General features: G+C 42.5%; 21 protein-coding genes and 1 riboswitch. Of the genes, 15 read left to right on the top strand and 6 right to left on the bottom strand.

Features of this window, described 5'->3' with window-relative positions:
• Positions 1–26 precede the first annotated feature (26 nt).
• The 4 genes from DWB64_RS02890 to DWB64_RS02905 all read left to right on the top strand — a co-directional run bounded on the left by DWB64_RS02890 (position 27) and on the right by DWB64_RS02905 (position 3,655).
• Positions 27–1,070 (top strand): M20/M25/M40 family metallo-hydrolase, encoded by a 1,044-nt coding sequence (locus DWB64_RS02890; protein ID WP_129486684.1) that lies wholly within the window; start codon positions 27–29, stop codon positions 1,068–1,070.
• Between the two features lie 121 nt (positions 1,071–1,191).
• A riboswitch (SAM riboswitch) is annotated at positions 1,192–1,288 on the top strand.
• A 133-nt stretch (positions 1,289–1,421) separates the two neighbouring features.
• Positions 1,422–2,168 (top strand): methionine ABC transporter ATP-binding protein, encoded by a 747-nt coding sequence (locus tag DWB64_RS02895; protein WP_129486685.1) that lies wholly within the window; start codon positions 1,422–1,424, stop codon positions 2,166–2,168.
• Between the two features lie 9 nt (positions 2,169–2,177).
• Positions 2,178–2,822, top strand: coding sequence for a methionine ABC transporter permease (locus DWB64_RS02900; RefSeq protein WP_129486686.1), 645 nt, complete (start codon positions 2,178–2,180; stop codon positions 2,820–2,822).
• Positions 2,823–2,854: 32 nt separating this feature from the next.
• Positions 2,855–3,655 (top strand): MetQ/NlpA family ABC transporter substrate-binding protein, encoded by an 801-nt coding sequence (locus DWB64_RS02905; RefSeq protein WP_129486687.1) that lies wholly within the window; start codon positions 2,855–2,857, stop codon positions 3,653–3,655.
• A 99-nt stretch (positions 3,656–3,754) separates the two neighbouring features.
• Here DWB64_RS02905 and DWB64_RS02910 read toward each other — a convergent pair whose 3' ends face one another.
• The 4 genes from DWB64_RS02910 to DWB64_RS02925 are packed head-to-tail and all read right to left on the bottom strand — an operon-like array spanning position 3,755 to position 6,543.
• Positions 3,755–5,023, bottom strand: coding sequence for an FAD-dependent oxidoreductase (locus DWB64_RS02910; protein WP_129486688.1), 1,269 nt, complete (start codon positions 5,021–5,023; stop codon positions 3,755–3,757).
• Positions 5,024–5,053: 30 nt separating this feature from the next.
• Positions 5,054–5,605: a YeeE/YedE thiosulfate transporter family protein gene (locus tag DWB64_RS02915; RefSeq protein ID WP_129486689.1), complete on the bottom strand. Its 552-nt coding sequence runs from the start codon at positions 5,603–5,605 to the stop codon at positions 5,054–5,056.
• A 1-nt stretch (position 5,606) separates the two neighbouring features.
• On the bottom strand, positions 5,607–5,834 hold the full coding sequence (locus DWB64_RS02920) for a sulfurtransferase TusA family protein (protein WP_129486690.1): 228 nt from the start codon (positions 5,832–5,834) through the stop codon (positions 5,607–5,609).
• Positions 5,761–6,543, bottom strand: coding sequence for a YeeE/YedE thiosulfate transporter family protein (locus DWB64_RS02925; RefSeq protein ID WP_129486691.1), 783 nt, complete (start codon positions 6,541–6,543; stop codon positions 5,761–5,763). The genes DWB64_RS02920 and DWB64_RS02925 overlap by 74 nt, the downstream gene beginning before the upstream one ends.
• Before the next feature lie 263 nt (positions 6,544–6,806).
• On the opposite strand from DWB64_RS02925, the gene DWB64_RS02930 reads away from it, so the two are divergent.
• Entirely contained in the window at positions 6,807–7,703 is an 897-nt protein-coding gene (locus tag DWB64_RS02930; RefSeq protein ID WP_129486692.1) for a LysR family transcriptional regulator, read from the top strand.
• A gap of 2 nt (positions 7,704–7,705) precedes the next feature.
• On the opposite strand, the gene DWB64_RS02935 is transcribed toward DWB64_RS02930, so the two are convergent.
• The gene (locus DWB64_RS02935; RefSeq protein WP_129486693.1) at positions 7,706–7,921 is read right to left on the bottom strand and encodes a sulfurtransferase TusA family protein; all 216 of its coding nucleotides are present in this window, start codon (positions 7,919–7,921) and stop codon (positions 7,706–7,708) included.
• Between the two features lie 72 nt (positions 7,922–7,993).
• On the opposite strand from DWB64_RS02935, the gene DWB64_RS02940 reads away from it, so the two are divergent.
• The 6 genes from DWB64_RS02940 to DWB64_RS02965 are packed head-to-tail and all read left to right on the top strand — an operon-like array spanning position 7,994 to position 13,542.
• The gene (locus DWB64_RS02940; protein WP_164980203.1) at positions 7,994–9,181 is read left to right on the top strand and encodes an aminotransferase class I/II-fold pyridoxal phosphate-dependent enzyme; all 1,188 of its coding nucleotides are present in this window, start codon (positions 7,994–7,996) and stop codon (positions 9,179–9,181) included.
• Positions 9,178–9,873 carry a glycosyltransferase gene (locus DWB64_RS02945; protein ID WP_129486695.1) on the top strand — a complete coding sequence of 232 codons (696 nt, stop codon included), beginning with the start codon at positions 9,178–9,180 and terminating at the stop codon, positions 9,871–9,873. The genes DWB64_RS02940 and DWB64_RS02945 overlap by 4 nt, the downstream gene beginning before the upstream one ends.
• Positions 9,870–11,117: an ATP-grasp domain-containing protein gene (locus DWB64_RS02950; RefSeq protein ID WP_129486696.1), complete on the top strand. Its 1,248-nt coding sequence runs from the start codon at positions 9,870–9,872 to the stop codon at positions 11,115–11,117. The genes DWB64_RS02945 and DWB64_RS02950 overlap by 4 nt, the downstream gene beginning before the upstream one ends.
• The gene (locus DWB64_RS02955) at positions 11,114–12,061 is read left to right on the top strand and encodes an ABC transporter substrate-binding protein (protein ID WP_206736642.1); all 948 of its coding nucleotides are present in this window, start codon (positions 11,114–11,116) and stop codon (positions 12,059–12,061) included. Before DWB64_RS02950 ends, DWB64_RS02955 begins: the two co-directional genes overlap by 4 nt.
• Positions 12,051–12,836, top strand: a complete 786-nt coding sequence (locus tag DWB64_RS02960) for an ABC transporter permease (protein WP_164980204.1) — start codon at positions 12,051–12,053, stop codon at positions 12,834–12,836. Before DWB64_RS02955 ends, DWB64_RS02960 begins: the two co-directional genes overlap by 11 nt.
• Complete coding sequence (locus DWB64_RS02965) at positions 12,823–13,542, top strand: ABC transporter ATP-binding protein (RefSeq protein ID WP_129486698.1); 720 nt, start codon at positions 12,823–12,825, stop codon at positions 13,540–13,542. The genes DWB64_RS02960 and DWB64_RS02965 overlap by 14 nt, the downstream gene beginning before the upstream one ends.
• Here the strand turns inward: DWB64_RS02965 and DWB64_RS02970 are convergent.
• A complete protein-coding gene (locus DWB64_RS02970; RefSeq protein ID WP_129486699.1) occupies positions 13,535–15,103 on the bottom strand; it encodes a hypothetical protein in 1,569 nt (522 codons plus the stop codon). The genes DWB64_RS02965 and DWB64_RS02970 overlap by 8 nt on opposite strands.
• Positions 15,104–15,397: 294 nt before the next feature.
• Here DWB64_RS02970 and DWB64_RS02975 point away from each other — a divergent pair, with 294 nt between their 5' ends.
• The 4 genes from DWB64_RS02975 (at position 15,398) to DWB64_RS02990 (ending at position 19,717) form a co-directional block, all read left to right on the top strand.
• Positions 15,398–16,303, top strand: a complete 906-nt coding sequence (locus tag DWB64_RS02975; RefSeq protein WP_129486700.1) for a sulfurtransferase — start codon at positions 15,398–15,400, stop codon at positions 16,301–16,303.
• Positions 16,304–16,320: 17 nt separating this feature from the next.
• Positions 16,321–18,111: a rhodanese-like domain-containing protein gene (locus DWB64_RS02980; RefSeq protein WP_129486701.1), complete on the top strand. Its 1,791-nt coding sequence runs from the start codon at positions 16,321–16,323 to the stop codon at positions 18,109–18,111.
• 75 nt (positions 18,112–18,186) lie between these two features.
• The gene (locus tag DWB64_RS02985; protein ID WP_129486702.1) at positions 18,187–19,122 is read left to right on the top strand and encodes a dTDP-glucose 4,6-dehydratase; all 936 of its coding nucleotides are present in this window, start codon (positions 18,187–18,189) and stop codon (positions 19,120–19,122) included.
• Between the two features lie 97 nt (positions 19,123–19,219).
• On the top strand, positions 19,220–19,717 hold the full coding sequence (locus DWB64_RS02990; protein WP_129486703.1) for a GNAT family N-acetyltransferase: 498 nt from the start codon (positions 19,220–19,222) through the stop codon (positions 19,715–19,717).
• Positions 19,718–19,741: the final 24 nt, after the last annotated feature.

A 19,741-nucleotide genomic window follows, 5' to 3' on the forward strand; every position in this document is an offset into this window, starting at 1 on the left:
GTAGACTAAAGGACAAGGGGGATATTATGAATAAGAAATTTTTAGAAACACTGATCAAATGCCCGTCGCCATCTGGGGACGAGGTGGCTATACAGAAGCTTTGGATGAATGAACTTAAACCTTATGCCCATAAAATGGAGACAGACTTCTCAGGAAACGCGATCGCTATTTTGAATCCGGAGGCGGCCTTCAAGGTCTTATTGGCAGGGCACTGTGATGAGATTGCGTTTATGGTTCAATACATCGACGATAAGGGCTTTGTCTATGTCAACCGTGCAGGTGGCATCAACCCGAAACTTGCCCTAGGCAGCCGTGTTAGGATCTATGGAAAAGAAGTCGTTAAGGGTGTGGTTTCTGTCAATGCTGAGCATAAAGGAGGCGAAAAGGGAGAGATCAAAGTCGAGGATCTGACGATCGATTGTGGAGCGTCTTCAAAAGACGCTATCAAAGAACTTGTAAGTGTAGGCGACTATGTCATTTACGATATGGATTATGACTATCTGCTGAATAATACGATGTCTGCCCGTGCCCTAGACAACCGGTCTGGTGCCTTTATCGTTGGCGAAGTGATCAAAGCGCTTTCGAAAGAAGATTTGAACGTGGGAGTGTACGGTGTAAGTACCGTCAATGAAGAAACCACAGCAGGTGGTGCACATTTTGCTACTGCACAGATTCAACCCGATATGGCGATTGCTTGTGATGTGACCTTTGCAACAGATGGACCAGGTGCCAACCTTAAAAAGGATGGCGATGTCAAACTTGGCGGCGGTCCTGTTATTTCATATGGGTCACAAATCAATTTTAAGATCAACGACATGATCAAGGCGACTGCGAAAAAATATGAACACAAACTGCAATTTGAATTGACGCCAAATCGCACAGGAACCGATGCGGACAGAATGCGTTTTACCGGCAAGGGTGTACCTGTTGCCCTTATCTCTCTACCCCTGCGCTATATGCACTCCCCTAGCGAAGTGGTCAGCTTAGACGATATTCAAGAAGAGATCAATTTACTTGTAAACATGATCAAAGACATGACTGGTAAAGAAAATCTGAAGCCGCTTGAGTAATCGACCATTCTCTATTGTGGTTGTTTTATCTTTTTAAATTGAGGGTTGACAGATGATAAGATAGCCTTTAGAATGTATCTAAGTTAGTTGATAGTAATTTTCGTTAGACAATTGAATAGATCACTTATCAAGAGTGGTGGAGGGACAGGCCCGATGAAACCCAGCAACCTAATTTCGATTAAGGTGCTAAATCCTGCGGAGAATCCGAGAGATGAGATTATTTTATAAGCTACTCTTTGGAGTAGCTTTTTTAATATCAAAATGGTTGATCATTAAAAATAAACGCTCATAAGCGTTCTTTTTATACTGGTCTAGTGTTAATATATCACATATATGTCAATAGGAGGCATCATGATTACCGTAAACAGGGTTTCAAAAGAGTATAGAACGATCCATCAGAAGGTGCAGGCTGTAAAGGATGTCACACTGACGATTGAAAAGGGTGAAATATTCGGCATTATCGGACTAAGTGGAGCAGGCAAGTCGACGCTTATAAGATTGATCAACGGTCTTGAAGGTTCGGATTCGGGATCGATTGGTGTAGATGATGTCATCATCAATGAATTAACAGAATCGCAGCTGAATGGCAAGCGTAAAGAGATCGGGATGATCTTTCAGCACTTTAACCTTTTGTCTTCAAGAGATGTTCTGGAGAATGTGATGTTTCCCCTTGAAATCGACGGAATGAAAAGGGATGCTGCAAAGCGAAAAGCAATTGAACTATTAGAAAGAGTCGGACTTGGCGATAAGGTTCAGGCTCGCATCAGTCAGTTAAGTGGTGGGCAAAAGCAAAGGGTGGCGATTGCCCGGGCACTTGTCAATCAACCCAAAGTTCTGCTTTGCGATGAGGCGACCAGCGCGCTCGACCCTAAAACAACACTTGAGATCTTAGCGCTGCTTAAAGAGCTGAGAGATCAGTTTGGACTGACAATCATGCTGATCACACATCAGATGGAAGTGATTGAATCGATATGTGATAAGGTCGCATTTATGGAAAACGGATCTATCAACCATATTGAGTCCTTAAATAAGGGCACTAAAGAAAATGAGCGCTTGAAGATCATTACAGATGATTTCTTCAAAATCAAGGCGAGTTAGGAGTTAGTTATGTTTTTAGATTTAATCGAACCTACACTGCAAACCCTCTATATGGTGGTTGTGTCATCGGTATTTGCGTCTCTGCTTGGTTTTCCGATTGGAATTTTACTGGCAGTCAGCGGCGAGGACGGTCTGATGCCAAATAGGGTGATCCAGTCAATATTGGGGAGTGTGGTCAATATGACACGTTCAATCCCTTTTATTATATTAATGATTTTACTTTTCCCGCTTACCAGAATGATGGTGGGAAAGACAATAGGTACTACTGCTACGATCGTACCGCTTGCAATTGGAGCGGCCCCATTTGTAGGAAGAGTTATCGAAAGTGCATTGAAGGAGGTTGATAAAGGAGTTATTGAAGCGGTACGGGCGATGGGGGCATCTAAATCACAGATTATTGTGAAGGTGATGTTACCAGAAGCGTTGCCTGCGATCGTATCCGGCTTGACACTTACCATTGTCGGTCAGATCGGTTATTCCGCAATGGCTGGTGCCATTGGTGGAGGAGGACTTGGCGATCTGGCGATACGATATGGATTACATAGGTATGAAATGAATGTACTTATCAGTGCCGTTATCGTAATTGTAGTACTTGTTCAGGTCGTTCAGTTTAGTGGTAACACGTTAGCAAACAATATTATAAAACATCGATGAGTGTAAGAACTTTAGGGAAGACGGAGGATTTTATGAAAACATTAAAACTTGTAGTTACATTAGGATTGGTACTAGCTTTACTTGTAGGGTGCCAAGGTACATCTAGCGAGAAAATCATCTTAAAAGTAGGCGCATCACCAGTACCTCATGCGGAGCTACTTGAACTTGTGAAGGAAGATCTGGCAACTGAAGGAATTGAACTGGATATTATCGAGTTTACGGATTATGTTCAGCCAAACTTAGCGCTTGCGCAGGGGGATTTGGATGCGAACTTCTTCCAGCATGTGCCTTATCAAAATAATTTTGCAGCAGAGCATGGTCTTGAACTTGCTGCGATCGCTTCTGTTCATGTCGAGCCGCTTGGTCTCTATTCTGATAAAGTGAAATCTATCGCTGAGTTAAAAGAGGGCAGCACGATCGCCATCCCTGCGGATGCTGTGAACGGCGGAAGAGCACTGATCCTTTTAGAACAGTCAGGTCTCATTAAGTTAGCGGATTCCACTAATCTTGAAGCGACAGAAAAAGACATTGTCGAGAATCAGCATCAGTTTAACTTTGTCGCCGTTGAAGCTGCTCAGTTGCCAAGAGTGCTTCAGGATGTGGATGCCGCGATCATCAATGGGAACTATGCCTTAGAAGCTGGTTTTGTACCGACAAGTGATGCGATCCTGCTAGAAGGCAGCGAGTCGCCGTATGCGAATGTCATCACGGTTAGAGCCGGTGAAGAAAACAATGAAACCTATGTGAAGCTTGTCAAAGCCTTGCAATCGGATAAGGTTGTCGAGTTTATCAATGAAAACTATGGTGGTGGAGTAGTCCCTGCATTCAATTAGTCATGTGCCGGTCGATAAGAACCTGCATCCGCTTGAATTACAGCTAACTAAAAGAGGCGCATTCAAATTGAATGCGCCTCTTTTACTTGAGAGTGTTTGTTAAGATGGTATTACTAAAGATTTTTCAATCATGTTATCAAAGATGGTAGTACAGAAGCCATCTTTGCATAATTCGTCATAGCATACGACAAGTACTTCTTTATTCTTGATAGCGACAGCAGCAGGGAACTTTTCTACACCAAATCGATCGGCAAGTCCTTTTGACTTGTAAACGTCGATTCTGGTGACAGCTACTTCGTTTTTGCGTGTTGTTTCGTACTGCTCGATGGTAGTCAAAAAGTCACGTGATGGCGCATCGATTGCATTGTAGAGGTAAATTAGACCAGCTTTGTCTGCTGTGGCTTCGATGATTTGCTCAAAGGCTTCCGTTTCGGCGATGTATTTTTCTGCGGCATAACCTGCAATTGCTCCATCACCAACAGCTGTAGCTACTTGCTTAAGCCATTTGTCTCTAACATCACCACAGGCGAATACACCAGGAATAGAGGTCTCCATCTTGTCGTTTGTGACAATGTACCCTTGTGGAGTAAGCTGGATCATATTTTTGAACAACTCCGTGTTTGGTATGTAACCGATAAATTCAAAGCAGTTGTCACAGGTAATCGGTAAGCGCTCACCTGTTTTCACATTTTTAAGGATGACCCTTTCCAAATGGCCTTCACCTTCAAATGCGTCGACAACCGTGTTCCAAACGAACTCCATTTTAGGATTTGCCAGTGCCTGGGCTTTGGCGATCTCATTACAGTCCATTTTACCTTCGTCGTGCATGACAGATACAGTAACTTTATTTGCAAACTTAGTCAGAAACATTCCTTCTTCAATGGCAGCATCGCCGCTACCGATGACTACGACGTGTTTATCCGTATTGGATGCGGCGTCGCAAGTCGCGCAGAATGAAATACCCTTATCGAACAGATAGTTTTCTTCGTTGAGCGCACCAGTAACGCGAGGTCTGCCACCCGTTGCAAGAATCACTGTTTTTGCGATGTATTTGTTTCTGAAGGTTTCAACAATCTTTTCATCGCCTTCAAGGTCGACGTGTTTGACATCTGTGAGCTTGAATTCCACTCCCATGTCTTTTGCCTGTTGTTTCATTTGGTCTGTAATATGCTCGCCCTTAGGTTCGCCAGGAAAACCGGGGTAGTTTGCGATTTCATTTGTATAGGTTGCAAGACCACCCACTAAAGCTTTTTCTATAAGAATTGTCTTTAACTTCGCTCTACCTGCATAAATACCTGCAGTCAGACCGGCGGCGCCGCCACCGATGATGACAACATCATAATGTTCTATTTTTTTTTCTCTACTCATATTTTCCCCATTCCAGTAATCAGTTTATGGTTACATAAAGAACTTTACTAATAATTTGCTACCAACAACAGCACCAAAGAACATACCGATAGCAAAAACCCAGCCAGACAATGAAAGTGATGCGATTCCACTGTAAAGTGCGCCGATGTTGCAACCAAATGCAATTCGTGCACCATAGCCCATCAGGGTTCCACCGACAATTGCAGCGATTACCTGCTTCATGGATTTAATTTTTTTGATTTTGAACTGTGAAGCCATAAGGGTGGCAAACAGCGCACCTACGATAATACCAAGATTTCTCATGGTGCCGGCATGGTTTAAAAAACCCGCCTCAAGTGTCTTTTGCGCACCTGCACTGGAGAAGTAGTACCACTTATCCACCGAGCCGCCAACTGCTTCGAAAATCCAAGCGCCCCAATTTGCAAAGACACCGGAAACACCCCATGGATTACCTGTCGCTGCGAGCGTTACTATTTGAAAAATGGATAGCAACACGGCACCGGCAACATAGGTAAGCGGTTCACGAAACCACTGCTTATAGATAGGTTCATCTTTTAGATTATTAAAAAGGGCTTTGAACATTTTATTTTACCTTCTCGATGATAACTTCCCATTCTCCATCGTCAACTTCTTCTACTTCAACATTATGACCGTCGCCACGTGCCCAATCCGGGATGTTTTTCATTGCGCAGCTGTGGTCGATTTGAACGATTAGGATATCGCCAATCTCCATATCCTTAATTTGATTTTGTGCCTTTACTAATGGTACTGGACACGCTTCGCCAAAACATTCTAATACTACTTCCTTCATTGTTTGTTCCTCCTTGATTTTCAGTTGATTGTGAACGCTTTTTCTCGTATTTGACTGCCGCAACATAAAGTAGCGCTAGAACAGTCAGTTGAACGACTACTGCTCCCAGCCAGCCGAATACGTCTGGAAGGAATACAGCTTTTCCTTTTGAAATAAAGTTAAACTTCCAAAACTCGAAGTTATTCGCACCCCATAGTGATCCTACTATAAAGAAGATGAGTGAGATAACGTTCATTGCAAATCCTTCACCGACGCGCATTAGCGTACCTGAAGCGCAACCTCCGGCGATAACCATACCGATTCCAAACATGAAAGCACCTGCAAGGGTGGCAAAGCTGATTGGAACGACATAACTCATACCCGGTATCGGTAAACCTTGTGAAAAGTATCCGTATTTGATTGCAGTAAAACCTATCGTTGTTAGGATTAAGGCGACAATGACGGCTCTTGTCAAGGCTGTTCCCCCGGTTAAGTAGGGATCTCTCATAGAAGCTGTAAAGCAAAATCTTGCTCGTTGTAAAATAAAACCGAATGCAATGCCGGTAATCCAGAAGAAGACCATCATTGCCGATTTTGTCGCAAGTCCGACAGCAACTGCAATCATAAGTACCGCTAAGAGAAAACCAAAGGGTATTTGATTGGGCTTGGGCTTACGTGGTGCGCGAGAGCTTGAGCGTCTAATTGAGCTAGTTCCCGTTGATTCGGACATAATCCACCTCGTTTGCTTGAATGATTTGATACACAATTAACAATTTCCAAAGCTATTGTATCATGACAACGCTAAGTTGACGCATTCATAAACTTGAAGCAACATAAGAAATACTTATAGGCATTGATGTTTTTAATAGTATATAATCTAGAGGAAGCATTGAAAAACAGTACTTATGATTTTTTTAACAAAGTTAACATATAAGCATTTCTAATGCTATATTAGATAAATCGAAAAATACTGAAGAAGGTAGGGGTGAAACCATGAACATTGAATCGTTAAAACTATTTCAGCAGGTAGTGGAGGCAAAAAGTATCTCGAAAGTTGCTCAACATGCGCATATATCACAATCGGCTTTGAGTCAAATGATAGGTAGGATAGAAGACGAGCTTGGTCATAGACTGCTGATTCGATCAAACAGCGGTGTGGTTCCAACAGAAATGGGTGAGGTCGTTTTAAAGTATTCTGAAAACATCAGTTTGAACTATCAGAAGATGCTTGAGGAAATGGTTCGACTTGAAAAAAAACTGGATACCGTTAGGATCAATGCCTCGTGGAGTCTTGTCAATTATTCGCTGCCCTGTACCCTATACCGTGTAAAAAAGAAGTTTAGCACCCATAAATATGAATTGATTTCGAGTAGTAACGATAAGACAATCAGAGACATCACCAATGATATCTGCGACATCGGATTTGTGAGTTGTGAGATTAACGATAAAAAGCTAAATGTCCACAGGATAGGACTTGAGAAGGTGGTTCTCGTAGCTTCTTATAATAGTGAGATTCCAGAAAGCATCGCTCTTGAAGACCTTAAGAAATATGAGTTTGTCACACTAAGAAATATTGATAGCATCAATTCCTGCTTGAACAGGGAACTGATACAAGCGGGACTCGCCTTTGACGATTTAAAGATCATCTTTGACGTCGATTCGATTTCTGCTGTCAAAGCATCGATAGAAAATAATTATGGCGTTTCGTTTTTGCCTTATACGGCGGTAAAACGTGAATTGTATGAAAAAAGATATCGCATTGTGGAAGTAGATGGCTTGAATATGGATTACTCGATCTACATGGTGAGTAAGCTGCTGAATAAGGTAAGTGCCTCGGTGAAGGAATCTGTAGAGGCATTTATTGAAATAGGAAAAGAGGGCTTTTGCTAGTTTTATCTTACGATTAGAATCTCCCAGACGCCTAACATCGGCTCATCAATCTGACAAGTGGCGCTAGTGGTGTCTAGAAACTCTTCTACTGCCTCGACCACACAAATATGGTCGGTCTTTGCAAGCAGCTGATCACCTACAGCCATGGTGGCAAAGTGTTTTTTTATCTTCAGTAATGGAATTGGACAAATTTCACCGAAACAATCGATTATAATCATGAGAACTCCTTAAATTTGTAATTATGTAGTACAAGTATAACAAAAGATAAGCCATTAAGAAAGGAACATACTGTGTTTCATAAAATATCCTATGGACAAAATGAACTGGATAATCTGAGAAAAACCCTTGAGTCGGGCCATATAGGGTCTAGGGGAAGAAACACCATAGAGGTCGAAGTAAAACTTAGTAAGCTGCTTGATCATAAGAAGGTGTTGATGACGACATCCTGCACGGCGGCCCTTGAAATGGCTGTGAGACTTGCAAAAATAACTGTTGGTGATGAGGTGATCGTGCCGACGTATACCTTTCCAAGCACCGCCAATGCAGTACTCATAAACGGCGCTACACCTGTACTCGCTCCAGTAGACCTAAGTTCTTTATGTATCACTTTGGACACCATAAAACAAGTGAGAACTTCGCGTACAAAAGCGGTGATGGTCGTTCATTACGGGGGAATGAGTGAGGATATTGAGGCAATCAGCGAGTACTGTAAAAATGAAAACCTAGTGCTCATCGAAGATGCCGCCCAGGCGCTTGGATCGTCGTATCATGGAAAACCGCTCGGAACCTTTGGTGATTTCGGGTGTTTCAGTTTTCATCAGACTAAAAATGAAACCTCAGGCGAAGGTGGGGCGCTAACAATCAATCACGGGGACGAGGACCTGATAAAATCAGCGGAAATCATACTTGAAAAAGGAACGAACCGTATTGCCTTCAGTCGCGGCGAATATGATATGTATGAGTGGAAATCCATCGGTTCGAGTTACTCGCCATCGGATCTCTTGATGGCTTTTTTAAGCGCTCAACTGGATGAGTTTATTGATAAGTTACATAAGAGAAAGATGCAGATAAAAAAATATATTGAAGTCTTTGAAGCTTTAAAGGTAGATGGACTCAGTTACTTCATAGGCTATCAGGACGAGTACCTGAGTGAGACTTCAAGCATGATGACCCGATCGAACGCGCATCTGTTTTACCTTAGATTCGACACGACCCATGATGCAGATCGCTTTTACAAAGCTATGTTGGAAGATGAGGTAGAGGTAAGAAAACATTTCGTCCCCTTGCACCAATCGGCAATGGGCTGTCAGTTCAAGAGTGCCCAATGTGATTTATCGTCAAATGACCAACTCTTTGACCGCATTATCAGACTCCCACTGTATAGCGATAGGAGTGAATTGGAGCAGCTTCATGATCTATCTGTCTTAAAAAACTATTTTACTGGGCTCAAGTCATGTACTGCTGAGGAAATCATATGAAGTTATCGATCATCATTCCAATGTACAATTCAACCAATCACATCGACCTTCTACTTAAAACAGTAGAAGATGCTACTTGTCAAAATGAAATGTTCAGTGACATCGAAGTCATCCTTGTCAACGACGGAAGCACCGATGATACAGTTCTTGCTATCCAAGGTTGGCAAAGTAACAAGTCTTGGATTATCCTTTTAAATACAAAGGGGAATATCGGCCAGCAAGCGGCAACTTATGAAGGAATGAAACAAGCGAGTGGAGATGTAATCGCAACGATTGATGATGATCTTAAGCACTCCCCATACGATATAGTTAAGCTTGCAAAAGGTTTGAATGAGGGAGCCCAGTTGATCTTTGGCGTCAATGAAAGCTGCGACGTAAGTAAAGGCAGAAAGTGGTGTTCTGATAAGATCAGTCATATCATAGGGAGCTTTTATCCGATACTGAAAGGAAAACGAGTCTCCAGTTTCCGGTGCTTCACAAAGGAGCTTAATAAAAAGGCGATAAGGTCTAAACAGCCCTTCATCTATGTCTCATGTGAGCTCTTGAACCATGCGGGGCAAGTAGGCAACAGGACTGTATCGGTTTATAAAAAAGGGACGCATGCATCAAGGTATACGCTGAAGAAGTTAGTAGAAACAACGATGAAACTCATCATCTACTATCATCCCATAAGAAGAGGTATGTTGAAATGAACGTGATGATTTTGGGCGGAGGGGCAAATCAGCTCTCTGCCATAAAAATGCTTAAAGAACTCGGTCATCGAGTGATTGTAAGCGATTATACGAATGACTCCCCCGGTAAAGAGGTGGCAGACCACTCAGTTTTCGCCGATACCTTCAGCTATGAGGAAAGCCTTGAGGCAGCACTTGAAAGCGGCGCTGAAGCGGTGCTTGTGACAGCGACTGATCAACCTGTACTTACAGCTGCAAAAATGTGTGAGAAGTTAAGCTTTCCTTTTCAAGTAAGTGGAGAAACGGCCCATCAGGTCACCAATAAGAAAGCGATGAAGCATCGACTAAACCATGCAAAGATTCCGACTCTAAAGTGCATCTATCTAGATGAGGATACCACACTTGCAGTATTTCAGTCGTTTCACTATCCGGCTGTTTTAAAGCCAGCGGATTCCCAGGGGCAGAGGGGGATTTTCAAGGTGGACAGCGCTGAAGAGGCTTTTTTAAAATTCAAGGAATCCCTAACCTATTCAAGAACAGGAGAAGTACTTTTAGAAGAGTACTATGAAAATCAGGAAGTCACTGTCAGTGGATGGGTAGCGTACTCAGAGGCAACTGTGCTCACAATTACCGACAGGGTGACATTTGACGATACTGATAAGTTAGGGATCTGCATCTCTCATGAGCATCCGACGGTGCACCTGCAAAAGTGGGGCAGAGAGTTGGAGAGTCTGTCAAAAGCCATAGTGGAAGCCTTCGAAATTCAACAAGGTCCTTTCTATTTTCAGTTTCTAATAGGAAGCCGAGGCATTGTCGTCAATGAAATCGCATGTAGAATCGGTGGAGCCCACGAAGATCAGTTTATCAAGGAACTAACAGGTTTTGATATCTTAAAGGCTCAAATCGACTTGATAACTGGTGAACACATGGATACAGAATTGCTCGCCGATTACGATTTTTATGAAAACACATCCCAATTAACGGTACAATTATTTTTCGCAAGTCCAGGTAAAGTGCAAAGGATCACTCCCCGTAAAGACATCCTGCAGCTTGAAGGGGTACTTGATTTCAAGTGTCACTATAAGGTAGGGGACCAGATACCTGACATAAGGAACGCATCCGCCAGAGCAGGGTATCTCATTTTGAAAGCGCCTACCGAGCAAAAATTGATTGAAAGAATTGAAGCCTTTAACAGGCAATTTGAAATACGTGGCATTGATAATGAAAATCTATACAGGCATGGAAAGAGAGGAAATAGAAAGTGAAGAAAATCGGACTGGTGATGCTGTTATGTTTAAGTATTTTGTTCACGGGGTGTTCTACTGAAAAGAAGGACACGACCACTGTGAAAGTCGCGGTGCAATATGGTCTAGCCTATGCGCCACTCGCGATTTGTCAGGAGTTGCAGCTGATTGAAAAAGAGAATCCGTCGATTAGTGTCGAATGGATTCAGCTTAACAACACGGCGGCAATCAGAGAAGCCATGCTTTCAGGCGATTTGGACATCGGGTTTTTGGGTATTCCTCCTTTTCTTATCGGTTATGAGAACGGTATGCCATGGAAACTTTTCACAGGATTAAGCGAGTCTCCTCTAGGCCTGATGACAAATCAGATGCAGGTGGAGTCGTTGACAGACTTAAATGGTGAGGCTAAAATCGCCCTGCCTCAGCCTGGCAGCATTCAGCATATCCTGCTGATGATGGCTGCAAAAAAGCAACTTGGCGATTCGACATTCTATGACGAGTCACTGCTGTCTGTAAAGCATCCAGATGGCATGGAATTACTGTTAAACAGCAATGAAATCGATGCGCATTTCACATCGCCTCCTTACCTATTTGAAGAAAAAAAGCTTGGAATGAACGAAGTACTTTCGGGTGAAGAAGCTTTTGGTGGCGAATTCACCTTTATCGTAGGAGCCGTTTATCCTTCTGAGAAGATGAACGACGCTGTAATAAGCGATATCAATCAGGCAATCATCAAGGCGCAAGCCTTCATCAAGGAGAATCCTGATCAAAGTGCCGCCTTGCTTGGCAAAGCCTTCAACCTTGACGAAAGCGTCATACATGAATACCTTTACGATATGGGTCTGGTGTATGATCAGACGATTAAGGGACTTGATTACTTTGTCGAATTCATGAAAGAAGAGCAGTTTTTGAAAGGCACTTATACCAAAGATGAATTGGTATGGAATCCAGAAGATGAACAGTAATAAAGGGAATCTATATGTAGTTGCTGGCCTACTAGTCCTTCTTGAAGTGGCAGTGAGACTCGGAGTCATCTCAAAGCTGTACTTTCCTGCTCCAACTTCGATTTTAACTAGCCTAATTGAGGACCTTGTCAGCGGACAATTGATTGGTCATGTGGTCACAAGCCTGGTGCTCCTCATCATAGGTTTGTTTCTCTCGTGCGTTTTGAGTATCATACTTGCGATGCTCAGTGAAAAATCAAAGCGGTTTCAAGAAGTGTGCGTTGGGTTAAGTTCAATCGCAAGTCCTATACCTGGGGCGGCGATACTTCCCTTATTTATTATCTGGTTTGGAATTGGAACGAGCGCTTCACTCGCTGTGATCATGCACGCCGTAGTTTGGCCATATTATAAGACGCTTCACATTGCGATGAAAAGCCAGCCCCCGATTTACAAGCAAGTTGCGCAAGCCTATGGCATAAAGGGATTAAGAAAATTTTTACTCGTTGACGCATATGCTATTCTGGCTTCCGCGCTAGATGGTTTTAGAGCCGCTTGGGCTAGAGCTTGGAGAGCGCTAATTACAACAGAAATGATATTTGGTGCGATAGGAAACAGTGGTGGCATAGGCTGGTATATTTTTAAAAGTCGAGTATTCATGGATACGTCAAGGCTCTATGCGGGACTTTTGATTGTAGTCCTGATTGGATATTTAACAGAGACTTATCTGTTTGATCTTATTGAGTCAAAAACGCTGGTCAAATGGGGAATGATGGAGGCAAGTGATGATCGAGCTTAAGAACTGCGACATCGGTTATGATAGCGTTCTGCTTAAAGGAGTATCACTTACAATTGAGCCGGGCAAATGTTATGGCATTGTAGGTAAATCCGGAGTGGGAAAATCAACTTTGCTCAATTTTATAAGCGGGATTGAGGCTTCAAACGCTAGAATCAACTTGTTTAATGGATCGATAACCAGCGTGTCTGACATACGTGCCGCGGTAGTTTTTCAAAACGGCGATCAGTTGTTTCCCTGGCAGACGGTCCTTAAGAATATCATGCTCAGTCATTATAAGGATACAAAGAAAGAACCCAAATTTCAGGCTGTCGAAAAGGCCAAAAAACTACTCGATGAAGTTGAACTTACAGGTTATGGAGATAGATTTCCCCATGAATTGTCAGGCGGAATGAAACAAAGAGCAGCCATGGCCAGAGCGCTTTACTCGAGTCCCGATATTCTAATCCTTGATGAACCGCTTAGCAGTCTAGATGAAGAAACGAGAAGCAGGTTGCGAAGACTGATCAAAAAGGTGATTGAAAAACACCGGTGTACGGTAATTATGGTGACCCATCAGTTTGAAGATGCGGTCTACCTAACCGATACGATCCTTGCAGTAAAGGAAGATGGTCATATAAAAGAACTGAAACTCGACAATAAAGAGGATAGCTGCGTTTCGATTAATAAGATAAGAGACCACCTATATGAAAAAGCAGATACTACTTGATGAGTATCTGCTTTTTATTGTAAATAGTAATCATCCATGGATAGCCATCGGCATAATCAACAATTCTCATGCCGTATAATGGACTCTCAAAGCGATAGGCTGGTGTGAACTGCTCTTGGAGTATCTCTTTTAAATCGTTGTAATAGGGCATTGGTCCGTATAGTATAGACCATTTGTCCGAATTTCTTGCAATGTAATCCATTTCTTCAGACCATATGATGGTGGTTATCTCATTCGATTCAAGGTAATCAGAAACACTTAATGAAGCACTGTCCAAATAAGCTAAGTTGCGTATATCATAAAAGACGTGTCCACCAAAGGCTAAACCTGCATTCAAGTTGCCTAAGATAACGGCATCCTCATCAAGCTGTGATGCGATTGCTGCTGTAAAGTCGGAATAATTCTCAAGAGGGGCTTCAGTTATTATGGAAAAAGTGTGATAACAGGTAAAGAGTACCATCAACGACAATAGAACATAATGAGCTTTTTTAGTGGTGAACCGCTGAAGGACCTCGCAAGCCATCAAAACCCCAAGGGGAAGATAGAAGACAATCGATGTGGGATTGTATCTTCCTACGATAATCAGAGCCGCTGTTAATGAAAGTACTGCAAGAACCATATCCAAGGAATGTTGAGTAGCTGTTTTTGATTTTTTGAGAGCTTCGTATCCGATTACCAAAAGCAGGAGTGCAAAGAACAGCAAAAAAGATAACATGTAGGACTTAATCGGCGCAAGATAATAAGTCGCGCCAATTTGGTGGTACAACTTGTACAGAAAGGTCGGGAACTGAGTAATCTTGCTGGTCAGTGCTGCGTCTGTGCCAAGTTGAGCGCCTAAGTAGCCATAATCCTTAAAGAAGGTGGTTCTCCAACTCATGGATAGCGCTATGAAGAAACTGGCGATCATGCCTGTAGGGATCACGTATAGGGTGAATATTTGAAATCTTTTTTCGACTGCACTTCGCACGAATAAAATTGAAGCGATCATCGCACCGATAAAAAAGCTGTTGGGGTGTATACCGATTGCAATTCCTGTGATTGATGCAAGGATTAAAAGGATACGAGCTCTGATGTGCGCTTCGCGCTTTGATTCCCTGGCGATTAAAAAAAGTGAAGCTAGCAGTAGGACCAATAGGATGATTTCTTGTCGTCCAAAATGGCTTGCGTAGATGAACTGGATATTTAGAGCAAATACAAGGGTGTAGCCAAGGGACAAGCCTTGATCTTCGGATAGGTCGTATAAATAAGAATACATGATGGGTAAGCTGATGCATGCAAAAACAAAGGATAAACTGCGAATGGAAAAGATTGAAAGTCCGATCAGTTGGAACCAGATTCCCTGTAGACCGTGATAAAGGATCTTTATCGCATGAGGGACTCGGGGAAACAAGTCGAAAAAGCTTTCTGTTTGCTGAAAGCTTGATGCTTCTACCATATCCTCGCTTAATAGGGCAAGCCAGATTTCGTCTGAATGTACAAATGGAAAGCTTTCAATTGTATAAAGATTGACAAAGATATAAAGAATTAATAACAAAATTATGATCAAATTTAGCTTTTTCACAGGATCTCCTATAAATCAAATTAGTTAGTTTAATAGTAACATGCTCTTTAAGTACAGTCTATTTCAATGTATTAAGAAATAACAATGCAGCATTCGTTTTATTAATACCAAAATCGCTGACTAAAAAATTATAATGAAATGGACAGGTAATTAACAATTTCTAAAATTAATTGTCAACAAATTAACAATGATACGCAATTTTCAATTTCCAATAAAAATGTTTATCAATTGTTTAGTTAACTATCGTTAGTCGAATTAGCTTTAGTTATACAAGTAACTTTGGGAGGAAAACTTATGCAATCTGTAAAACGCGTAACTTTAGCGGTTACGTTTTTACTACTTGTGATAATTACAGCCGGCTGTGCAACGAACAGCACCTATGAAGGGGCAAGAAACTTTATCGAACCTTCAGAAGTGGGTGCGTTGCTCTCAAGTGGAAATGTCATTGTCATCGATGCTAGGGGAGAAGAGGCTTATTCAAAAGGTCATCTTGACACCGCGATCAGCCTTGCTCCGTCTGCACTAACAAAAGACGCGGAAATTGGCGGTCTTGTCGCAGATCAGTCACAAGTAGAACAAGTACTTTCAAATGCTGGAATTAAAAATCAGGACACGCTATTGATCTATGATGATAATGGTGGTGTGAACGCAGGAAGAGTCTGGTGGGTTCTAAAGCTTTATGGTCATGAGCAGGTAAAGATCATCAATGGCGGTGCTAAGGGACTTGAAAGAGCGGCGCTTAAGATGTCAGCTGAGGCGCCTAAGTTGGATAAAACAACTTATACTGCCAAAGCAATGGACACCAAGATGATCGCCACGTTAGAAGATGTGATGAATAGTGCGGATGAAACGTCAAGTGTGGTGCTACTCGATGTAAGATCTTCTGCTGAGTTTGATGAGGGATTCATTCCAGGTGCGATTCATTATTCTCATACGGAGAACTTGTATAATGATGGAACCTTCAAGTCAATGAAGACGATTGCACTGAATTACAGAGACTTGTCTCTTCATGAAGATGACGAAATAATCTTATACTGCAAATCCTCTTTTAGGGCGACCCAGACCATGGCGCTACTAGAAGAAGCCGGCTTCACCAATGTCAGAGTTTATGACGGTGCTTGGTTGGAATGGCAGTCAAAAGATATGGCGCCTGCTGAAAAGCCGGTAGAAGTTCAACCAAGTTCACAAGACGCATCATAATTCGTAGGAGGAATAACATGAAAACGGTAAAAAGACATTTTGCATGGCTACTGATACTTGTTCTTAGTTTCAGCTTAATCGGATGTACGCAAGAGCCGATTGAAGAAACATCTATGGTTGTTGAAGGAGCAGACTCTGAGGAAACACAAGCTGTAGAAGTAAACACTGAATCTACAGGCAGCAGCCTAGAGGAACAGGTAGCAGCCTATTTTGAAAACATGCCTGAACATATCTACAAGATGAGCCAAAAGGATTTTGTAGAAATGGTAGCAGCGGGTACAGATGCTACTATTCTTGATATCAGAAGTGCTGCTGACTATGAAGCAAGTCATATCAAAGGTGCTGTAAATGCTCCGTGGGGTGGAATGGCAATTGCTGATATCATGACTAAGATACCTATGGATCAACCGGTATACCTTTACTGTGTATCAGGCCAAACTGCCGGTCAAGCAGTACATACCTTGAATCTTGCTGGATTTGACGCAAGATCGATCAACTTAGGCTTTAAGTTCGGTATCTCAAAAGTTGAAGGTGTTGACCAGGTGTTGACTACTGAAGCGACAACTTTGACAGAAGATATTACAGTAATCGATCCAATCGTTAAGAAGGCGATAGATGCATACTACGGTGGTCTAGCGGCTGTAAAGGACACAAGATTTGCTAGCTATAAAGTGAGTGAAGACGAGCTTAATGCGATGATGGAGGCGGATGAAGATTTTGTACTGCTGTCTGTCAGATCGGAAAAAGACTATCTGTTAGGTCACATTGAAGGTGCGATCAACCTACCTTTCGGTAAAGAGATGGCTGCAGGATTTGCTGATCTTCCAAAAGACAAAACCGTGGTAGTATACTGCTATTCAGGCCAGACAGCCGGTCAAACGGTTGCTGCGATGAGACTTTTGGGTATTGATGCTGTTTCGCTTAACGGCGGCATGGGCGTCGGTTCCAATGCGCCGATCGGTTGGACCAATAAAGGCTATACGACGGTTTCAGAAGTAATCAGTGAAAAAGTGACTGCCTATTTTGAGAATATGCCGGAACACATCTACAAAATCAGCCAAGCAGATTTTGTTGAGCTTGTAAAAGCGGACACGGATGCTACTATTTTGGATATCAGAAGCGCTTCCGATTATGAGGCAAGCCATGTCAAAGGAGCTGTCAACGCACCTTGGGGTGGCACGGCAATTGCTGAGATTTTGACAAAACTTCCTATGGATAAACCACTCTATGTTTATTGCGTATCCGGTCAGACTGCTGGTCAAACTGTGAACCTTTTGAACCTAGCCGGCTTTGACGCACGTTCGGTCAACTTAGGATTCAAGTTTGGAATTTCTAAGGTTGAAGGTGTCGATGAAGTGCTTACAAACGAAGCGACAGTCCTTACTGAAGATATTTCTGTGATCGACCCTACGATTCAAGCTGCAATTACAAAGTACTACGCCGGTCTTTCAAGTGTAAGCGAGAGTATTTTCGCAAACTATAAGATTTCTGAAGACAACCTAAAGCAACTGATCGCAGACGGAGAAGATTTTGTTTTGCTTTCTGCAAGAAGCGCTAAAGATTACGCTCTAGGGCATATTGAGGGAGCGATCAATATGCCGTTTGGAAAAGACATGGCTGCAGGCTTTGCCTCACTTCCAAAGGATAAGCCAGTAGTTGTTTACTGTTACTCAGGCCAGACGGCCGGTCAAGCGGTAGCTGCCATGAGATTGGTCGGTATCAATGCGGTGTCGCTAAATGGCGGTATGGGCGTAGGTTCAAATGCTCCAATCGGTTGGACCAACAAAGGCTTTGAAGTAGTTCAATAATCAAGAGAACTTTTATGCTATCATAAGAAGGCAAGGGGAAACCCTTAGCCTTCTTTTTACCTAAGGAGCAGTGAGATGGATAGAGTATTGATTACAGGCGGTGCCGGCTTCATCGGCAGCTATTTGGTCAGAGCATTTATTGAAAAACACCCCGAGGATATCGTTCTAAATGTGGACAAACTTACCTATGCCGCCGATCTACATAGGCTTAGTAAGGTTGAGAATCATCCCAATTACCGTTTCATTCAAGCGGATATCGCTTCTTATGACGACATGCAGGGAATCATCGACGATTTTGCTCCCACGCTGATCATCAATGTAGCTGCAGAGTCCCATGTAGACAAGAGTATAGATTGCATAAGCCCTTTTCTGCACACGAATATTCACGGAGTGACGAACCTACTTAATTGCATAGCTGATAAGAAGGATGTCCATTTTGTACAGGTTTCCACAGATGAAGTGTATGGACCTAACCATAATAATATCCCATTTGTAGAAACGGATGCGAGAAGACCTCAAAACCCATATGCTGCCACAAAAGCTTCTGCAGAGATGATCGTTGAAAGCTTTAGCAACACGTATGGGATAAAAACCACAATAACAAGAGGGTGCAATACCTATGGCACCGATCAGCACTGTGAGAAGCTGATTCCCAAGATGATCGCACTGGCGAAAGCCAATCAAAGCCTACCGATTTATGGCGACGGTAAACAAACAAGAGAATGGCTCAGTGTTCACGATCACGTAAAGGCGATTGCATTTTTAGCAAAAAACCGACAGGTGGGTACTTATAATATCGGGTCAGGTATCATAAGAACCAATATGGAAGTTGTCTCTTGCATACTTGATTTATGTAAATTATCATCTAGCGGCATTGTTCATATGGAAGACCGTTTAGGACATGATCGGGCCTATGGAATCAATAGCCAAAAGCTGCGAAATCTCGGTTGGTCTTCTGATAGGGAATTCGAAGCGGAACTGAAGCGGATTGTGTCAATTATGGGTGCCTGAGGGCATCTTTTTTTTTCTAATCGATTATTCCACAGTCAACTTTAGTATAATGACAGTGGTGAAATTGTGACTTTATCATTTTCATGGAGGATACTATATGACAATTACAGAACGATTAATACTCACTCCATTTGTACTGGACGATGCAAAATTATTTTATGAGTTAAGCAAAGATCCTTTGACGATGAGATATTTACGAAAATGCGAACATACACTCAAAAGTTGTGAAGAGCTGATGAAAAAACTGAAAGTGAAATACGGTGACCACCCTGTATTCAATATGCATAAGGTGCAAATCGCAGCGACTGGAGAAGAAGTAGGCTTCATCACACTTCATAAGATACCAGATGGTACTGACGCGGAAATAGGCTATAATCTATTGTCGAAATACTGGGGTAAGGGTTATGCCAGCGGAGGTTGCCAAGTGGTTATCGACAGGGCATTCAGTGAAACCGATATCGATAGCATCTTTGCTGAAACAGATCCCGAAAATGACAATTCACTACAGCTTTTGTCCCGCATGAATTTTAAAGTTCAAAGCGAACCTGGTCCGGATCAGGGAGTGATGTTAGTCTTGCTGAAGGATAAAAAGTGAATCGGTTTGCAAGGCTTTTTTACA

Source organism: Fusibacter sp. A1 (genome assembly GCF_004125825.1).
Lineage (GTDB): Bacteria > Bacillota > Clostridia > Peptostreptococcales > Acidaminobacteraceae > QQWI01.